Here is a 21,581-nt window from a genome sequence, read left to right on the forward strand (position 1 = left end):
CCTTTTTTTGGGGTCCCCCCCCTTGCCCCCTTTGCGCCTTCCGCGCCTTGTCCCTACCCCGCGGCGGGGGGGGGGGGGGGGGGGGTTTGGGGGTCGGGGGGGTAGGGGGGGGGCGGCGCTGCACACCTCGTCCACGGGCATCGGACGGGCTCAGTCCTCTACGCTCACCACCTTCGACTTGCCCTTCGCGTCGAACACCTTCACCTTCAGCAACTTCCCGTCCGGGCCCGGGTCGTCGTCGTCCTGCACGAACCACCTGTCCGTGGCGCCCTTCGCCCTCGACAGAGGAGGCTCCGCCGTGCCTCCGTCGTACTCGAATGAGACGTCCTTCACCTTGGGACCCACATGCCCGACGGTCAGATGGCGGCCCTCTACCGTGACCCGCGCCGCCTCATATCCCAGGCCGTCGTCTCCCTTCGTCTGCTTCTCCTGGAAGCCGAAGGATGTCGGCTGCCTCTTGCCGTCGACGGTCACCATCACGACGTGCCAGGACCGGCCCTCGGCGGCCGTCGGATCCGTCTCGCGTGCCGTCCAGACGCCCGCCTGGATCATCCGCTTCTTCTGCTCCTTCGCCTCGGCGTCGGTCAGCGGTGCGCCCCAGACCTGGAGCTCCGCCTTGCCCTCCTCCTCCGCGTTCTCGTCGTAGAGGTCCGTGAGGATGGTGAACTGCGGGATGTACACATGCCGCTCCTCCGGCGTCCCGTCCCGCGACGCCACCTGCGACTGCTCCCGCCCGTCCACCACCGCCAGCGCGATCGTCCCCGTGGAGCCCGCGAGGGCAAGCGCCGTCGCCGCCCCGACCGCCCAGCGGCGCGCCCTGCGGCGGCGGCCGCCCCGCATCACCGCGGCGTAGGGGGGTATGCCGACCTCCACCTCGTCCGCCGCCTCGGCCAGGCGGAGGGCGATGTCGTGGTGTGCCATGTCCTGTTCACTGATCATCGGTTCACCGGTCATTGGTTCACTTCTCCCCTCGGGCGGCGACCGTCGCGGTCAGTACCGGTATGGCGCGGAGTTTGGCGATCCCCTTCGCGGCGTTGCTCTTCACCGCGCCGACCGAGCAGCCCATGGCCTCGGCGGTCTGGGTCTCGCTCAGGTCCTCCCAGTAACGCAGGACCACCGCTTCGCGCTGGCGCAGCGGGAGTTGGGACAGGGCCTGGAGCAGGGCCGCCCGGACGTCGGACTGGGCCATGCGGTCGCCCTGCTCGGGTCCGTCGGCCGCCTCGAATATCGGGGCCGAGTCCTGGAAGGAGAGGAACTCCTTCAGCTTTCTGCGGTGTTTGCGCGCATGTGCGTTGATCATGATCCGGCGCACGTACGCGTCCGGGTCACCGGCCGCGGTCACCTTGCGCCAGGACACGTACGTCCGCTCCAAGGACGACTGCACCAAGTCCTCGGCGGCGTGCTGCTCCCCCGTCAGAAGGAATGCCGTGCGCATCAGCTGTGGCCAGCGGTGCACGACGAACCCCTGGAACTCTTCGTCCAGAGTCTGCTTTCGCTCCCCCATGAGTACCTCCTTGCATAGGGGAGTCCATGGGGGTCGAAAACCGTTGCCTCGAATCCCGGGGAGGGAGAAGGAAACCCAGGGGAGAGAGCCGAAATCGGCGAGCCGGGCCGTTCAATTCCCTTGTCAGGGGCGAGAGTTCACCTTTTGTCCGGGCATCCACACCAGCAGCACCACAACCGCCACCAGCAGGATGAATCCACTCGTACGGAACGCCATCGCGTACCCGGCCGTCAGCGCCTCCGGGCTCGTCGAGCCCGCCATCTTCGACGCCGCCACCGTGGAGAGCACCGCGAGGCCGAGCGCGCCGCCCATCGTGCGGGACGTGTTGACCAGGCCCGAGACCAGGCCCGCGTCGCCCGGGGCCGCGCCCGACGTGGCCAGGGAGGCCAGCGGGGTCGTGGCGAAGCCCGCGCCGAACATCATCACGATGCCGGGGAACAGGATCGACGTGACGTAGGAGCCGTCGGCGGTCATCGTCGACTGCCAGCCGAAGCCGGCCGCCGCCACCAGGACGCCGAGCACCGAGACGTTCTTCGCGCCGATCACCGGCATCACGCGCGGCGCCAGCTTCGAGCCGAGGACGATCGTGAGGGAGGAGGGGATGAGCGCCAGGCCCGCCTTGAGCGGGGAGTAGCCGAGGACGTTCTGCGCGTACAGCGTCATGAACATCCACATCGCGAACATGCCGCCGCCGCACACGAACATCGCGGCGTTCGCCGCCGACACCGAGCGCACCTTGAACAGCTTCAGCGGCATCAGCGGCGCCTTCGTCCGCGCCTCCACCAGGAGGAAGAGGGCGAGGAGGAGCAGGCCCGCGGTCAGGGGGAACAGGGTCTTCGCCGCCGTCCAGCCCTCCGCCTCCGTCTGCACGATGCCGTACGCGAGGGTGGCGAGCCCGGCCGTCACCAGGACCGCGCCCGGCAGGTCGATCCGGTGCCGCTCGCCCGCGCGGCCCTCCGTCAGCCACAGCGCCCCGGCGGCCAGGACGAGCGCGCCGATCGGCACGTTGATCAGGAGCACCCAGCGCCAGGAGAGCAGGTCCGTGAGGACCCCGCCGACCAGGCCGCCCGCCGCGCCGCCGCCCGCGCCGACCGCCGCCCAGGTCCCGATGGCCCGCACCCGCTCCGGGCCCTCCGGCACCGCGGAGGTGAGGATCGTCAGCGTCGACGGCGCGAGCACCGCGGCGCCGAGCCCCTGCACGGCGCGCGCCAGGAGCAGCTGCCACTCGGCCTGGGCGAGGCCGCCCGCGAGGGACGCCGCGGTGAAGAGCCCGAGGCCGACGAGGAACATCCGCTTCCGCCCGAAGAGGTCGCCCGCGCGGCCGCCGAGCAGCATGAACCCGGCGAACGCGATCGAGTAGGCGTTGACCACCCATTGCAGCCCGGTCGCGCTCATGCCCAGGTCGGCGCGCATGGAGGGAAGTGCCGTGTTCACCACGGACACGTCCAGGACGACCAGGAACTGGCCGGCGCAGGCGGTGAGGAGGACGGCCCACAGCGGCGCGGCCTTGCGGGCGGCGGCGCCGGGCGTGGGTATGTACGTGTCGGTCGAGCTTGAGGGCATGACGGACATCCTCTCAGCCACCGGATGCCCCGTACATGGGATTTTGGCCCGAGGGAGCTCGGCCGCCAGACCTAGGTCGGCTACGACCTGTCCGGCGGATCTTGCCGCGGTCGCGGGCTGTGGCACGCCGATCTGCGGCGGACGGCACAGCTCGGAATCATGCGGCCTGATCCGCCGGACAGGCCCTAGGCGAGCGGACCGAGAGGGCCGCCCTTGCGCGCGATCATGTACGCCTGCTCCGTGCGCTCCATCGGCCCCGCGGGTGCTCGTACCAGCCGGGAGTCCACCGTGAACCCGGCCTCGGCCAGCTGTCCCTCGAGGCGCTCCGGCCGCATCCGGTGGAAGTCGATGCCGATCTCGTGCCCGAACGCCTCCGTCAGGTGGAGGGACTCGTCGCCTACCTGGAAGGCGAGCAGGAGCAGCCCGCCGGGGGCCAGGACCCGGGCGAATCCGGCGAGCACGTCCGGCACCTCCGCCGGCGCGATGTGGATCAGCGAGTACCAGGCGACGATGCCTGCGAGCGAGCCGTCCGCGAGGCCGAGCGACGTCATCGAGCCCTCGTCGAAGCGCAGCCCCGGGTGGTCACGGCGCGCCTCGGCGAGCATCCCCGGCGACAGGTCCACGCCGAAGACGTCCACACCGAGCCCGTCCAGGTGCGCCGTCACACGCCCGGTCCCGCACCCCACATCGGCCACCCGTGCGCCGGCGCCGGCGCCGTCGAGGAGCTCGGCGTACGTGGCGAGCACGGCCCGGTCGTACGGGCTGGCGACGGGCTCGGCGCGGAAGTTGAAGTGGTCGTTGTAGTGGGCGGCCATGACGTCGTACGCGGCGCGGGCGGTCTGGATGTAGGCGGCTTCAGTCATGGACCGGGACCCTAGCCGCGCCCACTGACAACGGCGGCGTCAGCCCCACCGGCTCTCCACCGGCTCCCCGCCGGCACCGGCGGGATCAGCCCCGCCGCAGCAGCGTCACCACCGCCGCGCCCCCCAGCCCGATGTTGTGCGCGAGCCCCACCCGGGCCCCCGCGACCTGCCGGGCGTCTGCCTCGCCGCGCAACTGCCAGGTCAGCTCGGCGACTTGGGCGATGCCGGTGGCGCCGAGCGGGTGGCCCTTGGAGATCAGTCCGCCGGAGGGGTTCACCACCCAGCGGCCGCCGTACGTCGTCGCGCCGCTCTCCACGAGCTTGCCGGACTCGCCCGGCGCGCACATGCCGAGCGCCTCGTAGGTGAGGAGCTCGTTGATGGAGAAGCAGTCGTGCAGCTCGACGACGTCGACGTCCTCGATGCCGAGCCCCGACGCCTCGTACACCTGGCGCGCGGCCGCCCGGGACATGGGCCGGCCGACGACGTCGATGCAGGAGCCGGAGTCGAAGGACTCGCCGGTGTCGGTCGTCATGGCCTGCGCCGCGATCTCCACGGCCTTCGCCTCCAGGCCGTGCTCCTCCACGAACCGCTCCGAGACCACCACCGCCGCCGCCGAGCCGTCCGAGGTCGGCGAGCACTGGAGCTTGGTGAGCGGCTCGTGGATGGGCTTGGCGGCGAGGATCTCGTCGACGGTGTACGCGTCCTGGAACTGGGCGTACGGGTTGTTCACCGAGTGCCGGTGGTTCTTGGCGCCAACGGCCGCCAGCTGAGCGGCTGTTGTGCCGTACTTCTCCATGTGCTCGCGGGCCGCGTTGCCGAAGATCTGCGCGGTGGGCGGGGACATCTCGAAGCCGTGCTTCGCCGCCATGACGCCGTAGTGGCGGGCGACGGGCGAGGTCTTGAAGTCGCCGCCGTCGCTGCCGCCGCCCAGTGAGCCGCGCGCCATCTTCTCGAAGCCGAGCGCCAGCACGCAGTCGTTCAGGCCGCCTTCGACGAACTGACGGGCCATCATCAGTGCGGTCGAGGCGGTCGCGCAGTTGTTGTTGACGTTGTAGACGGGGACGCCCGTCAGGCCCAGTTCATAGGCGGCGCGCTGTCCGGCGGTGGACGCCTGGAAGCAGTAGCCGACCGGGACCTGCTCCACCTTCTCGTACGAAATCCCGGCATCCTCAAGGGCGTTGGTGCCCGCCTCCTTCGCCATGTCCCAGTACTGCCAGTCGCGCGTCTCGGGCTTCTCGAACTTCGTCATGCCTACGCCGACGATGTACGCCTTCATGGTGTCCCTTTCCGTGATGGGTCAGTCGCGGGGCAGGCCGAGGATGCGCTCGGCGACGACATTGAGCTGGACCTGGGTGGTGCCGCCCGCGATGGTCAGACAGCGGGACATGAGGAATCCGTGCAGCGCCCGCTCCCCCGTGCCCTCGCGCACCGCGCCGTCCGGTCCGAGCAGCTCCAGGGCGAGTTCGGCGACCTTCTGCTGGTGCGGGGTCTGCACGAGCTTGCGGATGGAGGCGCCCGCGCCCGGCTCGGCGCCCGCCACCTGCTGGGTGGTGGTGCGCAGGCCGATGCAGGCGAGGGCGTGCGCCTCGGCGGCGAGGGCACCGATCCGGGCGCGGGTCGCGCCGTCGAGGTCGGCGGCGCGGGCGATGAGCGCTTCGAGGCCGGTGTCGAAGGTCAACTGGTCGGCCATGTGGACGCGTTCGTTGCCGAGCGTGTTGCGGGCCACGCGCCAGCCGTCGTCGACCGTGCCGACGACGGAGTCGGCGGGCAGCAACACGTCGTCGAAGTAGACCTCGTTGAAGAGGGAGTCCCCGGTGATCTCCTTCAGCGGCCGGATGTCGATGCCGGGCCCCTCTGTGGAATGCGCGGCCTTCATGTCGACGAGGAAGTAGGTGAGCCCCTTGTGCTTGGGGGCTTCGGGGTTGGTGCGGGCCAGCAGGATGCCGTGGTCGGCCCACTGCGCGGCGCTCGTCCACACCTTCTGGCCGCTGACCCGCCAGCCGCCCTCGGGGGTGCGCTCGGCCTTGGTGCGCAGCGAGGCGAGGTCGGATCCGGCGCCGGGCTCGCTGAACAGCTGGCACCACAGGAGTTCACCGCGCAGGGTGGGCCCGAGGAAGCGCTCCTGCTGCTCCTGGGTCCCGTACGCGATGAGGGACGGCACCACCCAGGTGGCGATGCCGAGGTCGCTCAGCTTGACCCCGGCGGCCGCCAACTCCTGCTGCACGGCGAGCTGTTGGACCGGTCCGGCGCCGAGCCCGTAGGGCGGCGGCAGGTGCGGGGCCGCATAGCCGGTGGGGGCGAGGGCGGTGCGGGCGGCGGCGGGGTCGAGGCCGCGCGCCTTCTCGATGACCGCGCGCGCCTGCTCCCGGTACGTCTGCGCCTCCTCGGGCAGTTCGATGCGGAGCTCGCGGCGCGCGCCGTCGGCCGCGAGCCGCACGGCGCGCAGCCGGTGCGCGTCCCCGGCGCCGAGGAGCTGCCGGGCGACGACGGCCCGCCGCAGATACAGATGGGCGTCGTGCTCCCAGGTGAAGCCGATGCCGCCGAGGATCTGGATGCAGTCCTTGGCGCAGGAGTACGCGGCGTCGAGCGCCGTCGCGGCGGCGAGCGCGGCGGTCAGCGCGCGCACGTCCGGCGTCACCGCCTCGTCGGCGGCGCGGGCCGCGTCCCAGGTGAGGGCGCGGGCCTGCTCGACGCGCACGAGCATGTCGGCGCACAGGTGCTTGACGCCCTGGAACTGCCCGATGGGCCGCCCGAACTGCTCGCGCACCTTGGCGTGTTCGGCGGCGGTGTGCAGCGCCCAGGCCGCAGTGCCGCAGGCGTCGGCGGCGAGCACGACGGCGGCCAGATCGCGGACGGCCGCGGAGTCCACGGCGAGGATCCGGCCGGCCGGGACCCGCACACCGTCGGCGCGCACCTCGGCGGTGGGCCGGGTCGGATCGGCGCTCTCGTGCGTACGGAGGGTCAGCGCGCTCGTGTCGACGGCGACCCAGACGGCGCCCTGGGCCGCCTGCGCCGCGAGGATCACCAGGTCCGCGTCGGCTCCGCCGAGCACGGGCGGCGCGGTCCCGTCGAGGGTGAGGCCGTCCGCGTCCACGACGGCGGTGAGACTGCCGGGGCCGAGGGCGACGGCCCCGATACGCGCGCCGCTCGCGAGATCGGCCGCGAGCGCGCGGGCCCCGGCGCGGTGCAGCACGAGGGAGGCGAGGCCGCTGGCGAGGAAGGGCCCGGGCAGCGCGGCCCGCGCCGCCTCCTCCACGACGACGGCCAGGTCGACCAGGGTGCCGCCCCCGCCCCCGTACTCCTCGGGCAGGTGCGCCGCGAGCAGGCCCTGCTCGGCGAGCCCGTCCCAGTAGGCGGGGCGACCGCCGCCGGGCGGGGCGTCGAGCAGCTTGCGGACCTCTTCGGGGGGCATGGCGCGGGTGATCCAGCCGCGCGCGGCCGCCGCCAACTCCCGTTGTTCTTCGGTGATTCCGATCCCCATGCGCGTCCGTCCTCGCCGGTAGCAGCTTCCGGAACGGCGTCAGAGTAGAACACGTTTCAATCTGACGGAAGGTCAGATACATCGGACGCGGCCGGACGCGGCCTCCGGTTCGGCGGAGAATCGCTGCTCCCCACGGGCCCGCCAGGCGTCCTGGTTAACAAAAGGTCAAGACTTCCCCTGGTACGACACTCGTCGGAATAGTCGCCCGGGGAAACAAGTTCAACCTGCACGTACCCGTGCCCACGCACACCTGCCAAGAACCACTTCCGCACCGGAGGCCCCCCGTAATGTCGCAGTCGACGACCCCCATACGCGGCTCCCGCACCCGCGGCACCCGCGGAGTCGTCCCCGTACTCGCCTTCGCCGGGATCGTCGTCGCCGTCATGCAGACGCTGCTCGTCCCGGTCATCAAGGACCTGCCGACCCTGCTGAGCACGGCGCCGTCCAACGCCACCTGGGTCATGACCGCGACCCTGCTCGCGGGCGCCGTCGCCACCCCGATCATGGGACGGCTCGGCGACCTCTACGGCAAGCGGCGGATGCTGCTCACGAGCCTGGCCGTCATGGTCGTCGGCTCCCTCGTCTGCGCGTTCACCGACGACCTCCTCGTGATGATCGTCGGCCGCGCGCTGCAGGGCTTCGCGATGGGCGCCATCCCGCTCGGCATCGGCCTGATGCGCGACGAGCTGCCCCGCGAGAAGCTCGGCTCCGCGATGGCCCTGATGAGCTCCTCCATCGGCGTCGGCGGCGGCCTCGCCCTGCCGCTCGCGGCGCTCACCGCACAGCACGCCGACTGGCACGCCCTCTTCTTCGGCTCCGCCGGACTCGGCACCCTCTCGATCATCCTGACCCTGATCTTCGTACCGGAGAGCAGGGTGCGGGCGGAGGGCACCTTCGACGTGCTGGGGGCGCTCGGCCTCTCCGCGGGCCTCGTCCTCTTCCTCCTGCCCATCACCAAGGGCAGCGACTGGGGCTGGAGTTCGGGCACCACGCTCGGCCTGTTCGGAGCGGCGGCCGTCGTCCTCGTCCTCTGGGGCGTGCTGGAACTGCGCATGACGGCGCCGCTGGTGGACCTGCGCACCACGGCCAAGCGCTCGGTGCTCTTCACCAACCTCGCCTCGATCATGGTCGGCGTCGCCTTCTACGCGGTCTCGCTGGTCCTGCCCCAGCTCCTCCAGCTGCCGACCTCGACCGGCTACGGCCTCGGCCAGTCGATGGTCGTCGCGGGTCTGTGCGTGGCGCCGCTCGGCCTGACGATGATGCTGATCGCCCCGGTCTACGCCCGCCTCTCCGCGAAGTACGGCCCGAAGCTCACCCTCATCCTCGGCATGCTGGTCATCGCCATCGGCTACGGCGCGGGCCTCGGCCTGATGAGCGCCGCCTGGCAGACCGTGGTCATCGCGGTGGTCCTGGGCGCGGGCATCGGCCTCGCCTACTCCTCGCTTCCGGCCCTGATCATCGGCGCCGTCGACCCGTCCGAGACGGGCGCGGCCAACGGCCTCAACACCCTGATGCGCTCCATCGGTACGTCGGTGTCGAGCGCCGTCATCGGCATGGTCCTGGCGAACACGGCCAACCACGTCGGGCCGGTCGCGGTGCCCACGATGCACGGGTTCCGGGTGTCGTTCCTGATCGCCACGGGGGCGGTGGCGGTGGGGCTGCTCTTCGCGCTGCTGCTGCCGTCGCGGGGGCGGGCGGCGGCCACGGCGTCTCAGAAGCCGCAGCTGCGGGCGAGCAGCGAGGAGGACGCGGCGCTGGAGCGCGCCACGGAGGCGCTGTCGCCGGCCGGTTTCCACGGGCGGGTGCTCGACCCGGCCGGGGCGCCGGTCGCGCGGGCCAAGGTCACGCTGATCGACCCTCGCGGGCGGCAGGCGGGGGCTGCGCTCACCGACCACGAGGGGCACTACGCACTCGCCGTGCCGGGGGACGGGAACTATGTGCTGGCCGCGACGGCTTCGGGGCATGCGCCGCGGGCTTCCTCTGCGGTGCATCCCGGGGCGGATGCGGCGGTCGAGGTGGACTTGGCGCTGCCGGGGGAGAGTGGCGTTCCGGCCTGACTCCTTCTTTTCCCCAGTCCCGCCCCTTCCCGAATACGGCGACTCCGTCGGCCCTGGGGCACCCCCCTATCGCCGCTGACGCGGCTCGTCCTCAAGCGCCGGACGGGCTTCTCTATGGGCGGGTGGGCCGGCGCTTGAGGACGAGGCCGTCCAGGCCGAAAAAAGGGGGTCTAGGGGCGAAGCCCCAGGAAGCCCGCCCCAGGGCCGACGGAGTCGCCGTATTCGGGTAGGGGCGGGATTGGGGAAAGGAAAACCCGTACGGCACCATGAGCCGCCACGGCCCGCACATACGTACCCCCCCCCGGAGGAACCCCATGGAGCCCACCTCGGAACCCAAGCCCGAGACCCTCGCCGCCTTCGAGGCGGCGAAGGGCTTCATGCCGCTCACCGAGGGCCTCGCCCTCTACACCGCGGCAACCGAGGCCGCCCGCCTCGGCCTCCCCCTCCTCGAGGTCGGCACCTACTGCGGCCGCTCCACCATCCTGCTCGCCGCCGCCGCCCGCGAGGCATCCGTGAGCGCGCTCACCGTCGACCACCACCGCGGCAGCGAGGAGCAGCAGCCCGGCTGGGACTACCACGACCCCGAGACCGTGGACCCGGAAGTCGGCCTGATGGACACGCTTCCCACCTTCCGCCGCACCCTGCACAAGGCGGGCCTGGAGGAACACGTGATCGCGCTCGTGGGCCGCTCGCCGAAGGTGGCGGCGGCATGGGGCGGCCCCCTCGGCCTCGTCTTCATCGACGGCGGCCACACCGACGAGCACGCGACGGCCGACTACGAGGGCTGGGCCCCCAAGCTCGCCGAGGGCGGGCTCCTCGCCATCCACGACGTCTTCCCGGACCCGGTGGACGAGTGGACGGGCCAGGCCCCGTACCGCATCTATCTGCGGGCCCTGGCCTCCGGCGCGTTCACGGAGGTGTCGGCGACCGAGTCCCTCCGCGTCCTGCGGCGAACGGGAGCGGGCATCTGACCCGGCGGTTAGGCTCGCTGACGTGTCGTACGTAGGTCCGGAATTCGAGCCCGCGGATCCGTCAGGGTCCCCCCGCCGTCGCCGCTTCGGCGGCCGTCCCCTCACCGTGGCGGCCGCCGCGCTGGTCCCCGCATGTCTGGCGGGCTGGCTGATCTGGGACGCGACGGCGGACGACGGTGGCAAGGACTCGCAGGGCGCCCCGCCCGCGTCGAGCTCCTCGGCGTCCTCCGATCCGGACGGCAAGGGCGAGACGGGACCGGACAAGGAGAAGGAGAAGGGGAAGAACGACAAAGGGCACGGATCGAGCTCCAAGCCGTCCGATCCGTCCGCGCCGTCCACGTCCTCCAAACCTTCACACTCCTCCCGCCCCGCCGCCTCCGGCCCCCTCAAGGGCAAGGTCGTCGTGATCGACCCCGGCCACAACTCCGGTAACTTCCGCCACACCACCGAGATCAACCGACCGGTGGACATCGGGACGAACCAAAAGGAATGTGACACAACGGGCACATCCACCAACAACGGCTATACGGAAGCCCAGTTCACCCTCGACGTCTCCCGTCGCCTGCGCACCCTGCTCGAAAAAGAAGGCGCAACGGTCAAGTTCACGCAGGACGGCGACCGGCCCTGGGGCCCCTGTGTCGACGAGCGCGCGCAGATCGGCAACAAGGCCCACGCGGACGCCGTCGTCTCGGTGCACGCGGACGGCTCGGCCGCCGGAAATCGCGGCTTTCACGTCATTCTCCCCGCGAAGGTGCAGTCGGGTTCGGCCGATACCTCCGGAATCGTCGCCCCGTCACGGGAGTTGGGCGAACGCATCGCCGGGAAGTTCCTGCGGGTGACGGGCAGCGCGCCCTCCAACTATGTGGGCGACGGCACGGGTCTCGATGTCCGCAAGGACCTCGGCGGCCTCAATCTCTCGACCGTCCCCAAGGTGTTCATCGAATGCGGCAACATGCGGGACGCCAAGGACTCCGCCCAGCTCACGAGCGGCGCGTGGCGGCAGAAGGCGGCGCAGGGGATCTCTGAGGGAATCGTGGGGTTTCTGCGGGGGTAGGTCACAGCTGCCTGTGATCTCTTTATCCCGAGCAGACACCCCACCCGCATGGACGATATTGTCCTCCGTACGATGAGGGGCCACCCCCGCGCTTCGCGCACCGCGACACGACCGCGACTACGGCGACAGCGACGCCTCCACTGACGAGACGACTGACGAAGGACCTGAAGTGAATTTCCGCTCCCTCACTCGAGGCGACGGCGTGGTGATCGGAGCAGCGGTGTTGCTCTTCATCGCCTCGTTCCTCGACACCCTCGACATCGACGGCGCCCCCAGCGACAAGCTGCCCAACGCCTGGGAAAACGGCAACCTGCTGCTGAGCGTGTACCTGCTCGGCATCATCGGTGCCGCGCTGATCGTCTTCGGCCGCGCGCTGCCCGCGCAGACCAAGGTCGTGGGCCTCGACCTGGGGCAGGTCGGCGCCGCCTTCACCGTCGGCTCCGCGTGGAGCGCGCTCGGCGCGATCTTCGACACCGACCAGTCCTATGGCTTCTTCTTCGACAGCTCCGTCGGCGGCGGCAAGTCGCCGGACGCCGGTGTCGGCCTCATCCTCGGTCTGATCGGCGCCCTGGCGCTCGCCGCCGCCGCCGTCGCGACCAACCTCGTCCCCGCCCTCAAGGCCCCCCTCATGGGCGGCCCGAAGCCCGCGGCCCCGCAGCCCTACGGCGGTCAGCCGCAGGGCGGTTACGGCTACCCGGGCGCCCAGCAGGGTCAGCCGCAGCAGCCGTACGGCGCGCAGCCGGGCCAGCCGGGTCAGCCGCAGGGCGGCCAGCCGGGTCAGCCCTACGGTGCGCAGCCGCAGGGCGGTGGCCAGACCCCGCCGCCGCAGGCGCAGCAGCAGGCCGCCGCTCCGGCCGGGGACTTCTCCCCGTTCTGGTTCGCCGTGCCGGTGCCGCGTCCGCTGTACGCGGAGGACGGCTCGCCCACGCCGATCGCCGAACTGGCGCCCGGCACCTGGTACTTGGCCGTCGAGCAGCGCGGCCAGAGCCTGGTGGCCCAGACGCAGGACGGCCGTCGCGGCGTCCTGCAGGACACCACGGGGATCCAGCGCGGCTGAGGTCACGCCCCCGACAGCACATCGCACGGCCCCTCGCCCTTCCGGGCGGGGGGCCGTTGTCGTACAGTCGCCCTCCTGCCGGTAACTGACGTACTGTCAGATACGGGATACGGCGTCGGAAGATCTCTGGGAGGCACGCCATGCGGCTCGGACTCGCACTCGGCTACTGGGGGCGCGGACCGAGCGCCGAGCACGTGCCCCTCGCGCAGGAGGCCGAGCGCCTCGGGTACGACTCCGTGTGGACCGCCGAGTCCTGGGGCTCGGACGCCTTCACGCCGCTGACCTGGATCGCGGCGCAGACCTCAAGGATCAGGCTGGGCACGGCCGTTGCCCAGATGGCGGCCCGCTCCCCCACCACCACCGCCATGCACGCCCTCACCCTCGACCATCTGTCGGGCGGGCGCATGATGCTGGGGCTCGGGCTGTCCGGGCCGCAGGTGGTGGAGGGGTGGTACGGGCGGCCGTTCCCGAAGTCGCCGCTGACCGCGACCCGGGAGTACGTGGACGTCATCCGGCAGGTGCTGCGGCGCGAGGGGCCGGTGGAGGTGGCGGACGGGCGCTTCCATCCGCTGCCTTATCGGGGGGAGGACGGGACGGGGCTCGGCAAGGCGTTGAAGCCGATCACTCATCCGTTGCGGGCCCGACTGCCCGTCCTGCTGGGCGCGGAGGGGCCCAAGAACATCGCCCAGACCACGCGGATCGCGGACGGATGGCTGCCGTTGTACTGGTCGCCGACGCGGACCGACGTCTATGAGGCGTCGCTCACCGATCTGCCCGAGGGGTTCACCATCGCCCCCATGGCGCGGGTGAAGGTCTGCGACGACGTGAGTGAGGGGCTGTTGCCCGTCAAGGCGATGCTCGGGTTCTACATCGGGGGGATGGGGCACTCCGCGCGGAACTTCCACGCCGACCTGATGGCGCGCATGGGGTACGAGGCGGAGGCCCGCCGCATCCAGGAGCTGTTCCTGGAGGGGCGGCGGGAGGAGGCCGTGCTCGCCGTGCCGGACGCGTTCGCCGATGAGATCTCGTTGGTGGGGCCGCGTGAACGGATCGCCGAGCGGCTGGAGTTGTGGCGCAAGGGTCCGGTGACCGATCTGTTGGTGCTGTCGCCGGACCGGGAGACGTTGCGGGTGCTGGCCGAGCTCAACGGGTAGGGCGTGATCCACGCGACCGGCTCTAGCCCTTCGCCAGCTCTCCCGCCGACGGCACCTTGTCCTTGACCTCCGCGCCCGCGCTCTTGCCCGCGTCCTTCACCGAGTTGATGATCCCGTCGAAGGAGTTCACCACCGAGTCCGTGGAGTCGCCCTTGCGGAGCTTGGAGGGGAGGTCCTTCAGCGCGTCGATGCCCGCGGACAGCGGGGCCACCGCCTTCGCCAGGGTCGGGTCGCCCTGCGCGTTCTTCACCGCCGCCTTCAGGCGGTTGTAGGTGAAGGCGCCCGCCAGGCCCGCCTTGACCAGGGCGAACTTGCGGCCGTCCGCGCCGTTCTTGAACTTGCCCGCGCGGAACGGCTTCACGATCCACTGGTACGTCGCCCCGGCGGCGAGCCCCGCGTTGGTGACGAAGCGGGTCTTCGCGAACTTCTGCTTCTCGGCGGAGCTGGTGCCGCTGGGCGTGGCCGCCGAGTCCTTGTCGTCGTCATTGCAGGCCGTCGCGCCCACGAGCAGGGTGCAGCAGAGAGTGAGGGACACTCCGGCACGGCGGATGGATACAGCAGATATCGGTGTTGCCACGGCTGCGGCCTCCAGAGAGGTGGGCGGTTCTCACCGCAGCCTCACCCCCGCCACCGGGTGCCGCCACCCGGGCGAGCCCATCCGGGGACGGGCCCCGGAGTCACCCGGGGTTTCGACGCGCTCACGTCAGGTACCCGTACGCCATGTCTCCGACTTCTCTGCGACATCGCTACGGCAACAACGAAGCAGCCAAGGTCATCGTGGTCGTCACCGACGTGCTGGCCCTGATCCTGGGGCTGTGGATCCTGATGTACCTGCTCGACGCCAACCGAGCCAACGACCTCGTCCGGGTCGTCCACGGCGCGGCCCGGTGGCTGGCGAGCTGGTCCCACGACCTGTTCACGTTCGACGACGCCTGGGCCCGGGTCGTCGCGGGCTACGGCCTCGCCGCGGCGGTCTACCTCGTGGCCGGCCACCTGATCGCGGGCCGTCTGCGCCGCCTCAACAAGTAGGTAGGGCTAGGTGCAGCAGTCCGGGCGCAGGCCCGTCGGCAGCCGCTCCCCCGAGAACACCGCGCACGTCGCCTCGTCCCCGCCGAGCGCCGCCACCGCGAGGAGCAGTGAGCCCGCCGTCCAGGTGGTCAGCTCCTCCGGCCAGATCGCCTTGTCCTCGTAGACGTATCCCGTCCAGTAGAGGCCCGAGTCCGCGTCGCGCAGGTGCTGGATCGACTGGAGGATCTCCAGGGCGCGGTCGGACTCGCCCAGGATCCAGAGGGCGAGGGCGAGTTCGGCGCTCTCGCCGCCCGTGACCCACGGATTGGGGACGACGCAGCGCACCCCGAGTCCGGGGACCACGAAGCGGTCCCAGCCCTCCTCCATACGGGACTTGGCCGCCGTCCCGGTCAGGGCGCCGCCGAGGACCGGGTAGTACCAGTCCATCGAGTAGCGGTCCTTGTCCAGGAACCGCTCGGGGTGGTGGCAGACCGCGTGGGCGAGCGCGCCCGTCGCCAACTCCCAGTCGGGCTGCGGCTCTTCGCGCTGCTCGGCGAGGGCGAGGGCGCAGCGCAGAGCCTGGTGGACGGAGGACGAACCGGTGAGGAGCGCGTCCGTGACCGGGGTGCCGTCCGGCTCGCGCTTCCAGCCGATCTGGCCGCCGGGCTGCTGGAGCGCCAGGACGAACTCGATCGCCGCGACCACGACCGGCCACATGCGGTCGAGGAACGCCTCGTCGCCCGTGGAGAGGTAGTGGTGCCAGACGCCGACGGCGATGTACGCGCAGAAGTTGCTCTCCTGGCCCCGGTCGGTGACCGCCTCCGCGTCGCCGTCCGCGTAGGCCGCGTACCAGGACCCGTCCGGGTTCTGGTGGCGCGCCAGCCACTCGTAGGCGCGGGCGGCGGCCTGGTGCTCGCCCGCCGCGTCCAGGGCCATGGCCGCCTCGGTGTGGTCCCACGGGTCGAGGTGGTGGCCCCGGAACCACGGTATGGCGCCGTCGGGGCGCTGGACGGCCAGGATGCCGCGGACGGTGGCGGCGGCCTCGGCGGCGGTCAGCACGCCGGGCAGGACGAGACGTTCGGTCCGCTCGGGGCTCGTCACTTGGCGGCAGCCCGGGTCGTCTTCTTGGCGGCAGCGGTCTTGGTGGCGGCGGTCTTGGTGGTCGACTTCGCGCCAGCCTTCGCGGGCGTCTTGGCGGGCGCCTTCGCGGGCGCCTTCTTGGCCGCCGCCTCGGTCGCCGCCGCCTCGGTCGCCGCCGCCTCGGTCCGCGGCAAGTGCGGCTTGGTGGCGTACGCGACGAAGCTCTTGCCCACGACCGGGTTCAGGAGCTGCTCGGCGACCCGCGTGGCCAGGGGCTTCTTCATGATGTCCCAGACCAGGAGCTTGTGGTACGCGCGGACGGGCAGCGCCTTGTCGTTGTCGACGCCGAACGCGCACTTGAGCCACCAGTAGGGAGAGTGCAGCGCGTGCGCGTGGTGCGTGCCGTACGGCTTGAGCCCGGCTTCCTTCATCCTGCCGAGGAGCTCGTCCGCCCTGTAGATGCGGATGTGGCCGCCCTCGACCTCGTGGTACTCGTCGCTCAGCGCCCAGCAGACCTTCTCCGGGCCGTAGCGCGGGACGGTCACCGCGATGCGGCCGCCCGGCTTGAGCACGCGGACCATCTCGGCGAGCACACCCTTGTCGTCGGGGATGTGCTCCATGACCTCGCTGATGATCACGACGTCGAACGACTCGTCCGGGAACGGGAGGTTGAGGGCGTCGCCCTCCATGGCGGTGGCCGTCGCGCCCGCCGGGGCCTCGCCCGCCTCCTTCATCGCCGCGAACCACTTGGCGACCTCGCGGATCTCCTCGCCGTTCTGGTCCAGGGCCACCACCTGGGCTCCCCGCCGGTAGCACTCGAAGGCGTGCCGGCCCGCGCCGCAGCCCAGATCGAGCACGCGGTCGCCTGCGGCGAGCGGGAAGCGGGTGAAGTCGACGGTCAGCACGTGCTCCTGCTTTCGTGGTGGGGGCCTGCGGCTTCGACAGGTTCGGCGGGGCCTGCGGCTCCGGGGGCACCGTGGGGCGCGGAGCGGCCCGACTCGATGGCCGCCCGGTACCGGGCCACCGTGCCCTCCGCGGCTCGCGCCCAGGTGAACTTGGCAAGCACCCGCTCCCGCCCCGCCGAGCCGAGCCGGGCCCGCAGGGCAGGGTCACCCAGAAGCCGTCCGAGGCCGGCGGCCAGCGCGCCCGCGTCGCCGGGCGGCACCGCCAGGCAGGTCTCGCCGTCGGGGCCCGCGACCTCGGGGATGGCGCCGCCGGTCGTGGCGACCAGGGGCGTCCCCGTGGCCATCGCCTCCGCGGCGGGCAGGGAGAAGCCCTCGTACAGGGAAGGGACGCAGGCGACCTGGGCCGAGCGGACCAGGTCGACCAGCTCCTCGTCCGAGATGCCCTTGACGAACTCGACGGCGCCCTCGAGTCCGTACCGCTCGATGGCCGTCGCGACGGGGCCGTCCTCGGGGCGCTTGCCGACGACGACGAGGTGCGCGGCGGTGTGCTCGGTGCGCACCTTGGCGAGCGCCTCGACGAGGTGGACCAGGCCCTTGAGGGGGACGTCCGCGCTGGAGGTGGTGACGATGCGGCCGGGGACCTCCGCGACCGAGGGGTCCGGGGAGAAGAGGTCCGTGTCGGCGCCGATGTGCACGACGTCGATGCGGCCGGGGCGGACGCCGAGGTGGTCGATGATCTCCTGGCGGGACGTGCCGGAGACGGTGAGCACGGAGGGGAGGCGGCGGGCGACGCGCTTCTGCATGCGCGTGAACGCGTACCAGCGGCGGACGGAGGCGCGGCGCTTCCAGTCGGGCGCCGCCTCCAGCTCCAACTGCCGGTCCACGGTGATGGGGTGATGGATCGTCGTGACGAGCGGTGCGCCCAGGTCGCCCAACAGCCCGTAGCCGAGGGTCTGGTTGTCGTGCACGACGTCGAACTCGCCGCGCCGGGAGCGGAGATGACGGCGGGCGCGCAGGCTGAACGTGGCGGGCTCGGGGAAGCCGCCGGTCCACATCGTCGCCACTTCGAGGGCGTCGACCCAGTCGCGGTACTCGTCCCGCTTCGGCGTGCGGAAGGGGTCCGGCGAGCGGTAGAGGTCCAGGCTCGGCAGCTCGGTGAGCCGGAGACCTTCGAGGCCGGGGCCCTCGTCGAGCACCGGATAGGGCTGGGCGCCGATCACTTCGACGCTGTGGCCGAGCCGGGCCAGCTCGCGCGAGAGATGGCGGACGTAGACGCCCTGGCCCCCGCAGAACGGGTTCCCCTTATACGTGAGGAGAGCGATGCGCAGCGGGCGGTCCCCCTGGGCTCCTCCCGGTCCGTCCGACCCCTCTCGGGGGCCCGCCTCCACGGCCTCAGCGGTCACTCTCGGCCCCCTTCTCCCTGCAGTTGTCCGCGAGGTTACGCCGGGACGGTAATCTAGAACAAGTTTCAGACTTGATCGCTCGATGCGCTTTGAATCTACCGGCAGGTAGTCGAGCTGTAAGGCCCGGATCAGGTGATTCGCGCCACGGCGCAGGCCCTGCCATGCTGTGCGATCCCGGGGGAGCTTCCCCGGTTCGGGACAACGGGAGCAGGTTCGGGACAACGGAACCTGGTTCGGAACAACGGGACTTACGGGATTTACGGGATTTACGGGGACTGACGCGACTTATGACAGCGGACGCGAACACAGGCACTCCGGCGTCGCCGCCCCTCACCGAGCGCCAGGAGGCGCGCCGCCGCCGCATCCTGCACGCCAGCGCCCAGCTCGCCAGCCGGGGCGGCTTCGACGCGGTGCAGATGCGTGAGGTGGCCGAGTCGTCGAGCGTCGCCCTCGGCACGCTCTACCGCTACTTCCCGTCCAAGGTCCATCTGCTGGTCGCCACCATGCAGGACCAGCTCCAGCACATGCACACCACGATCCGCAAGCGCCCGCCCGGCGGCGAGAGCCCGGCCGAGCGGGTCGCGGAGACGCTCATGCGGGCCTTTCGCGCGCTGCAGCGGGAGCCGCACCTCGCGGACGCGATGGTGCGGGCGCTGACCTTCGCGGACCGCAGCGTCAGCCCCGAGGTGGACACGGTCTCGCGGCTCACCACGGCGATCATCCTGGACGCCATGGGCCTCACCGAGCCGCCGACCGCCCAGCAGCTCTCCGCGGTCCGCGTCATCGAGCACACCTGGCACTCGGCCCTGATCACCTGGCTCTCCGGGCGCGCCTCGATCGCCCAGGTGAAGATCGACATCGAGACGGTCTGCCGGCTGATCGACCTGACGACGCCGCCGCCGAAGACGGGCCCCGCCCAGTAGCGAGGACCGGCCCGCCCCGTCGCACGGGCGGGTGCGCGGGGGCGCACGCCCGCGCGGCCGATGCGCCCCGTGCCCCCTCTTGGCCTCCCCTTGGCCGGATCTCTGCGTCCATGGCGCCGGTGGCGCCGCTATGAATGTTCTGGCGTGCTTGGGGACCCGTTCGGCCAGACCCTCCGGGCGGGGCCCATACGAGGCAAACGGACCGGAAAATGCGGAGCTGGAGGGGCAGAGCGTGATCCGGGTACTACTCGTGCACGATGCCTGTCTGTTGCGATCGGCTCTGGCGGAACGACTCGCCCGCGAGCCTGACTTGGAGGTGTTTCACGCTCCGTGGCGCGGAGCGCGGGGTCACACCACTGCGGTACGCCCCGACGTCTGCGTGGCGGACCTGGACTGTGAGACGACGTACGGAATCGCCCCGCTGGGCGAGCTCATGAACGGCGCGCCGGGCCGAGGGGGCCCACCGCTGCTCGTGCTCGCCAGCACGCACCGTCCCGGGCTGCTGCGGCGGTCCATGGAGGCGGGGGCGCTCGGCTACGTCGACAAGGCGAGTCCGCCGGAACGGCTGCTCATCGCGATCCGACAGGTCGCGGCGGGCGCGCGCTTCGTGGACGAGTCACTGGGTTTCGGATTCCTGAAAGCGGCTGACATGCCTCTGACCCAGCGGGAGTTGAGCGTGCTCTCACTCGCCGCCGGGGGTGCGTCGATCGCGGACATCGCGCGCCGGCTCCATCTGTCCAACGGGACGGTGCGCAACTACATGGCCGCGATCACCCGGAAGACCGGGGCGCGCAACAGGATCGACGCCATACGGATATCCCAGGGGGAGGGCTGGGTGTGAGACCGCCGCCGTGGCCTGCGGGGACCAGTTCCCCGCGAGGTCGCGGTAGAGCGGGGACCGCTCGATGAGTTCGCCGTGCCGCCCACACAGGGTGCGGGGCCCGTCCATCACCAGGACGCGCCCTGCACGGCGGGCCGAGCTGATGCGGTGCGCGATCACCACGAGGGTGGACCCCGGCCGGGCCGCGAACGCCCGCTCGGCGCGGGCCTCCGCCACCGGGTCCAGATGACAGGTGGCCTCGTCGAGCAGGACGAGGGCGGCACGGGACACGTACGCGCGGGTGAGGGCTATCAACTGCCGCTCCCCCGCCGAGAGTTCCCCGGGCTCGACACTCCCTTCGAGCCCCCCGAGCCGCCGCACCAGGTCGCCCGCCCCGATGAGCTCGGCGGCCGCCTCGAGTTCCCCGTCGGGCAGCGGGTCGCGCTCGGCCCGCAGATAGCGCAGGTTGTCGCCGAGGGTGCCGCTGAAGACGTACGCCTCCTGCGGGATCAGCACCCGTCGCCCCACCGCGTCCGCCGAGCGCGCCTCCCGCCCCTCGACCCGCACGCTCCCCGCCCCCGGCACGAGCAGCCCCGCCACGAGCCCCGCCAGGGTGGACTTCCCCACCCCGCTGGGCCCGACGACGGCCAGGTGCTCACCCCGCGCGACGGTGAGGTCGAGGTCCCGTACGACGGGTTCGGCGCGGGGCCCGTAGGCGAAGGTCACGGAGGTCAGCCGAACGGCAGGAGTTGGCGCCCCCGTCTCCGAAGGAGCAGGTTCCGAACGGGAGTTGGGGAGTTCGGGCCGTCGCGACGAGGTGTCCGCCGTCAGCCGCCGCAACACGATCACCAGCCGCGATCCCCCCGCCCCCAGCCCGTGCACCAGGTTGTGCAGCGCCGGGAGGAGCGCCTGGGTCAAGTAGGCGAGGGCGCCCGCCAGATCGCCGGGCGTCACCTGGTGGTCGAGCAGCCACGGTGCCGTCACGAGGAGCAGGACGATGGGCAGCTGGCCGCCGACGGTGAGGGCGAGCAGGCGCAGGACGCCCCAGCGGGCCAGGGTGCGGGCCGTGCGGGCCTCCGTCGCGATGGACGCGTTCAGCGCGGTGGCCGTCTGCTCCTCGGCGCCCGCCGCCGTGACGTCCCGCAGCCCCGGGCAGACCTCGCCGAGCCGGGCCGCGAGCTCCTCGTCCGCGATCAGGAACTCCTCCTGGCGGCGGGCCAGCGGCGCGAGCGTCAGGGCGAACAGGAGGAGCCCCGCGAACAGCGGCGGGACCACGATCAGGAGCAGGGCGGGAGAGAGCTTGAACAGGCCGATCAGGGCGCCCGCCGCGGTGAAGACGAAGGAGCGGGAGACCATGACGAGGCCCGCGAAGGTGTCCCGGGCGATCTCCACCTGCTGGGTGAGCCGGGAGACCGCCGCCCCGTCCGCGTCCCGCAGGCCGCGCGCCACCACCCGCCGCGCGAGGGCGTCCCGCAGCGGCTCCACGAGCCGGGCCACCGCCCGGTAGACCCGCCCCGTCCCGTACGCCGCCGCGAGCACCCCGAGCGCGGCGGCGCCGAGCCAGCCGAGCCCGGTCTGCTCCCGGCCCGCGAGGAACCCCTCGTCGAGGGCGCGCGCGAGGGCGTACCCGGTGAGGAACGTCTGGCCCGTCTCCAGGACCGACCAGAAGGCGAGCTGGGCGACGACCCACCGGCGGGCCCAGAGGAAGCGCATGCCTGTGCGGTACGTGCCTTCGGCC

17 protein-coding genes and 2 pseudogenes are annotated in these 21,581 nt (G+C 71.8%); 8 read left to right on the forward strand and 11 right to left on the reverse strand.

Annotated elements, in window-relative coordinates; genetic code table 11:
• Positions 1 to 150 precede the first annotated feature (150 nt).
• From ACFWYM_RS18235 to ACFWYM_RS18260, 6 genes are all read right to left on the reverse strand, one after another.
• Complete coding sequence (locus ACFWYM_RS18235; RefSeq protein WP_384837476.1) at positions 151 to 954, reverse strand: hypothetical protein; 804 nt, start codon at positions 952 to 954, stop codon at positions 151 to 153.
• A gap of 4 nt (positions 955 to 958) precedes the next feature.
• Positions 959 to 1,504 (reverse strand): SigE family RNA polymerase sigma factor, encoded by a 546-nt coding sequence (locus ACFWYM_RS18240; RefSeq protein ID WP_384837479.1) that lies wholly within the window; start codon positions 1,502 to 1,504, stop codon positions 959 to 961.
• A 123-nt stretch (positions 1,505 to 1,627) separates the two neighbouring features.
• Positions 1,628 to 3,076, reverse strand: a complete 1,449-nt coding sequence (locus ACFWYM_RS18245) for an MFS transporter (protein ID WP_384837604.1) — start codon at positions 3,074 to 3,076, stop codon at positions 1,628 to 1,630.
• Between the two features lie 176 nt (positions 3,077 to 3,252).
• On the reverse strand, positions 3,253 to 3,930 hold the full coding sequence (locus tag ACFWYM_RS18250) for a class I SAM-dependent DNA methyltransferase (protein ID WP_384837482.1): 678 nt from the start codon (positions 3,928 to 3,930) through the stop codon (positions 3,253 to 3,255).
• An 85-nt stretch (positions 3,931 to 4,015) separates the two neighbouring features.
• Positions 4,016 to 5,206 (reverse strand): lipid-transfer protein, encoded by a 1,191-nt coding sequence (locus tag ACFWYM_RS18255; protein WP_384837485.1) that lies wholly within the window; start codon positions 5,204 to 5,206, stop codon positions 4,016 to 4,018.
• A gap of 21 nt (positions 5,207 to 5,227) precedes the next feature.
• The gene (locus tag ACFWYM_RS18260; RefSeq protein WP_384837487.1) at positions 5,228 to 7,411 is read right to left on the reverse strand and encodes an acyl-CoA dehydrogenase; all 2,184 of its coding nucleotides are present in this window, start codon (positions 7,409 to 7,411) and stop codon (positions 5,228 to 5,230) included.
• A 287-nt stretch (positions 7,412 to 7,698) separates the two neighbouring features.
• Here ACFWYM_RS18260 and ACFWYM_RS18265 point away from each other — a divergent pair, with 287 nt between their 5' ends.
• From ACFWYM_RS18265 to ACFWYM_RS18285, 5 genes are all read left to right on the forward strand, one after another.
• On the forward strand, positions 7,699 to 9,468 hold the full coding sequence (locus ACFWYM_RS18265; protein ID WP_384837490.1) for an MFS transporter: 1,770 nt from the start codon (positions 7,699 to 7,701) through the stop codon (positions 9,466 to 9,468).
• Positions 9,469 to 9,782: 314 nt separating this feature from the next.
• Entirely contained in the window at positions 9,783 to 10,439 is a 657-nt protein-coding gene (locus ACFWYM_RS18270) for a class I SAM-dependent methyltransferase (protein WP_384837493.1), read from the forward strand.
• Positions 10,440 to 10,461: 22 nt separating this feature from the next.
• The gene (locus ACFWYM_RS18275) at positions 10,462 to 11,493 is read left to right on the forward strand and encodes an N-acetylmuramoyl-L-alanine amidase (protein WP_384837496.1); all 1,032 of its coding nucleotides are present in this window, start codon (positions 10,462 to 10,464) and stop codon (positions 11,491 to 11,493) included.
• A gap of 169 nt (positions 11,494 to 11,662) precedes the next feature.
• On the forward strand, positions 11,663 to 12,550 hold the full coding sequence (locus ACFWYM_RS18280; protein ID WP_384837499.1) for a hypothetical protein: 888 nt from the start codon (positions 11,663 to 11,665) through the stop codon (positions 12,548 to 12,550).
• Positions 12,551 to 12,690: 140 nt separating this feature from the next.
• Positions 12,691 to 13,704 (forward strand): LLM class F420-dependent oxidoreductase, encoded by a 1,014-nt coding sequence (locus ACFWYM_RS18285; protein WP_384837502.1) that lies wholly within the window; start codon positions 12,691 to 12,693, stop codon positions 13,702 to 13,704.
• A gap of 22 nt (positions 13,705 to 13,726) precedes the next feature.
• On the opposite strand, the gene ACFWYM_RS18290 is transcribed toward ACFWYM_RS18285, so the two are convergent.
• Positions 13,727 to 14,239, reverse strand: a complete 513-nt coding sequence (locus ACFWYM_RS18290) for a hypothetical protein (RefSeq protein WP_384837504.1) — start codon at positions 14,237 to 14,239, stop codon at positions 13,727 to 13,729.
• A gap of 185 nt (positions 14,240 to 14,424) precedes the next feature.
• On the opposite strand from ACFWYM_RS18290, the gene ACFWYM_RS18295 reads away from it, so the two are divergent.
• Positions 14,425 to 14,733: a hypothetical protein gene (locus ACFWYM_RS18295; protein WP_384837507.1), complete on the forward strand. Its 309-nt coding sequence runs from the start codon at positions 14,425 to 14,427 to the stop codon at positions 14,731 to 14,733.
• Between the two features lie 6 nt (positions 14,734 to 14,739).
• Here the strand turns inward: ACFWYM_RS18295 and ACFWYM_RS18300 are convergent, their stop codons facing one another.
• The 3 genes and pseudogenes from ACFWYM_RS18300 to ACFWYM_RS18310 all read right to left on the reverse strand — a co-directional run bounded on the left by ACFWYM_RS18300 (position 14,740) and on the right by ACFWYM_RS18310 (position 18,100).
• Complete coding sequence (locus ACFWYM_RS18300; RefSeq protein ID WP_384837510.1) at positions 14,740 to 15,813, reverse strand: prenyltransferase; 1,074 nt, start codon at positions 15,811 to 15,813, stop codon at positions 14,740 to 14,742.
• A 155-nt stretch (positions 15,814 to 15,968) separates the two neighbouring features.
• A pseudogene (locus ACFWYM_RS18305) lies at positions 15,969 to 16,697 on the reverse strand (methyltransferase domain-containing protein); the annotation flags it as partial.
• Positions 16,691 to 18,100, reverse strand: coding sequence for a glycosyltransferase family 4 protein (locus ACFWYM_RS18310; RefSeq protein WP_384837513.1), 1,410 nt, complete (start codon positions 18,098 to 18,100; stop codon positions 16,691 to 16,693). The gene ACFWYM_RS18310 and the pseudogene ACFWYM_RS18305, both read right to left, overlap by 7 nt.
• A 287-nt stretch (positions 18,101 to 18,387) precedes the next feature.
• Here ACFWYM_RS18310 and ACFWYM_RS18315 point away from each other — a divergent pair, with 287 nt between their 5' ends.
• Both ACFWYM_RS18315 and ACFWYM_RS18320 read left to right on the forward strand, forming a co-directional pair.
• Positions 18,388 to 19,023, forward strand: coding sequence for a TetR family transcriptional regulator (locus ACFWYM_RS18315; protein ID WP_384837516.1), 636 nt, complete (start codon positions 18,388 to 18,390; stop codon positions 19,021 to 19,023).
• A 514-nt stretch (positions 19,024 to 19,537) separates the two neighbouring features.
• Positions 19,538 to 19,780: pseudogene (locus ACFWYM_RS18320) on the forward strand (LuxR C-terminal-related transcriptional regulator); the annotation flags it as partial.
• Here the strand turns inward: ACFWYM_RS18320 and ACFWYM_RS18325 are convergent.
• Positions 19,706 to 21,556 carry an ATP-binding cassette domain-containing protein gene (locus ACFWYM_RS18325; protein WP_384837607.1) on the reverse strand — a complete coding sequence of 617 codons (1,851 nt, stop codon included), beginning with the start codon at positions 21,554 to 21,556 and terminating at the stop codon, positions 19,706 to 19,708. The pseudogene ACFWYM_RS18320 and the gene ACFWYM_RS18325 sit on opposite strands and share 75 nt — an antisense overlap.
• Positions 21,557 to 21,581 lie beyond the last annotated feature (25 nt).

Source organism: Streptomyces sp. NPDC059009 (genome assembly GCF_042740175.1).
Lineage (GTDB): Bacteria > Actinomycetota > Actinomycetes > Streptomycetales > Streptomycetaceae > Streptomyces.

Excerpts from the sequence above, each read along its gene's own strand:
- ACFWYM_RS18235 (WP_384837476.1), bottom strand. The coding sequence starts at position 954 with ATGACCGGTGAACCGATGATCAGTGAACAGGACATGGCACACCACGAC.
- ACFWYM_RS18240 (WP_384837479.1), bottom strand. The coding sequence starts at position 1,504 with ATGGGGGAGCGAAAGCAGACTCTGGACGAAGAGTTCCAGGGGTTCGTC.
- ACFWYM_RS18245 (WP_384837604.1), bottom strand. The coding sequence starts at position 3,076 with ATGTCCGTCATGCCCTCAAGCTCGACCGACACGTACATACCCACGCCC.
- ACFWYM_RS18250 (WP_384837482.1), bottom strand. The coding sequence starts at position 3,930 with ATGACTGAAGCCGCCTACATCCAGACCGCCCGCGCCGCGTACGACGTC.
- ACFWYM_RS18255 (WP_384837485.1), bottom strand. The coding sequence starts at position 5,206 with ATGAAGGCGTACATCGTCGGCGTAGGCATGACGAAGTTCGAGAAGCCC.
- ACFWYM_RS18260 (WP_384837487.1), bottom strand. The coding sequence starts at position 7,411 with ATGGGGATCGGAATCACCGAAGAACAACGGGAGTTGGCGGCGGCCGCG.
- ACFWYM_RS18265 (WP_384837490.1), top strand. The coding sequence starts at position 7,699 with ATGTCGCAGTCGACGACCCCCATACGCGGCTCCCGCACCCGCGGCACC.
- ACFWYM_RS18270 (WP_384837493.1), top strand. The coding sequence starts at position 9,783 with ATGGAGCCCACCTCGGAACCCAAGCCCGAGACCCTCGCCGCCTTCGAG.
- ACFWYM_RS18285 (WP_384837502.1), top strand. The coding sequence starts at position 12,691 with ATGCGGCTCGGACTCGCACTCGGCTACTGGGGGCGCGGACCGAGCGCC.
- ACFWYM_RS18295 (WP_384837507.1), top strand. The coding sequence starts at position 14,425 with ATGTCTCCGACTTCTCTGCGACATCGCTACGGCAACAACGAAGCAGCC.
- ACFWYM_RS18315 (WP_384837516.1), top strand. The coding sequence starts at position 18,388 with ATGACAGCGGACGCGAACACAGGCACTCCGGCGTCGCCGCCCCTCACC.
- ACFWYM_RS18325 (WP_384837607.1), bottom strand. The coding sequence starts at position 21,556 with ATGCGCTTCCTCTGGGCCCGCCGGTGGGTCGTCGCCCAGCTCGCCTTC.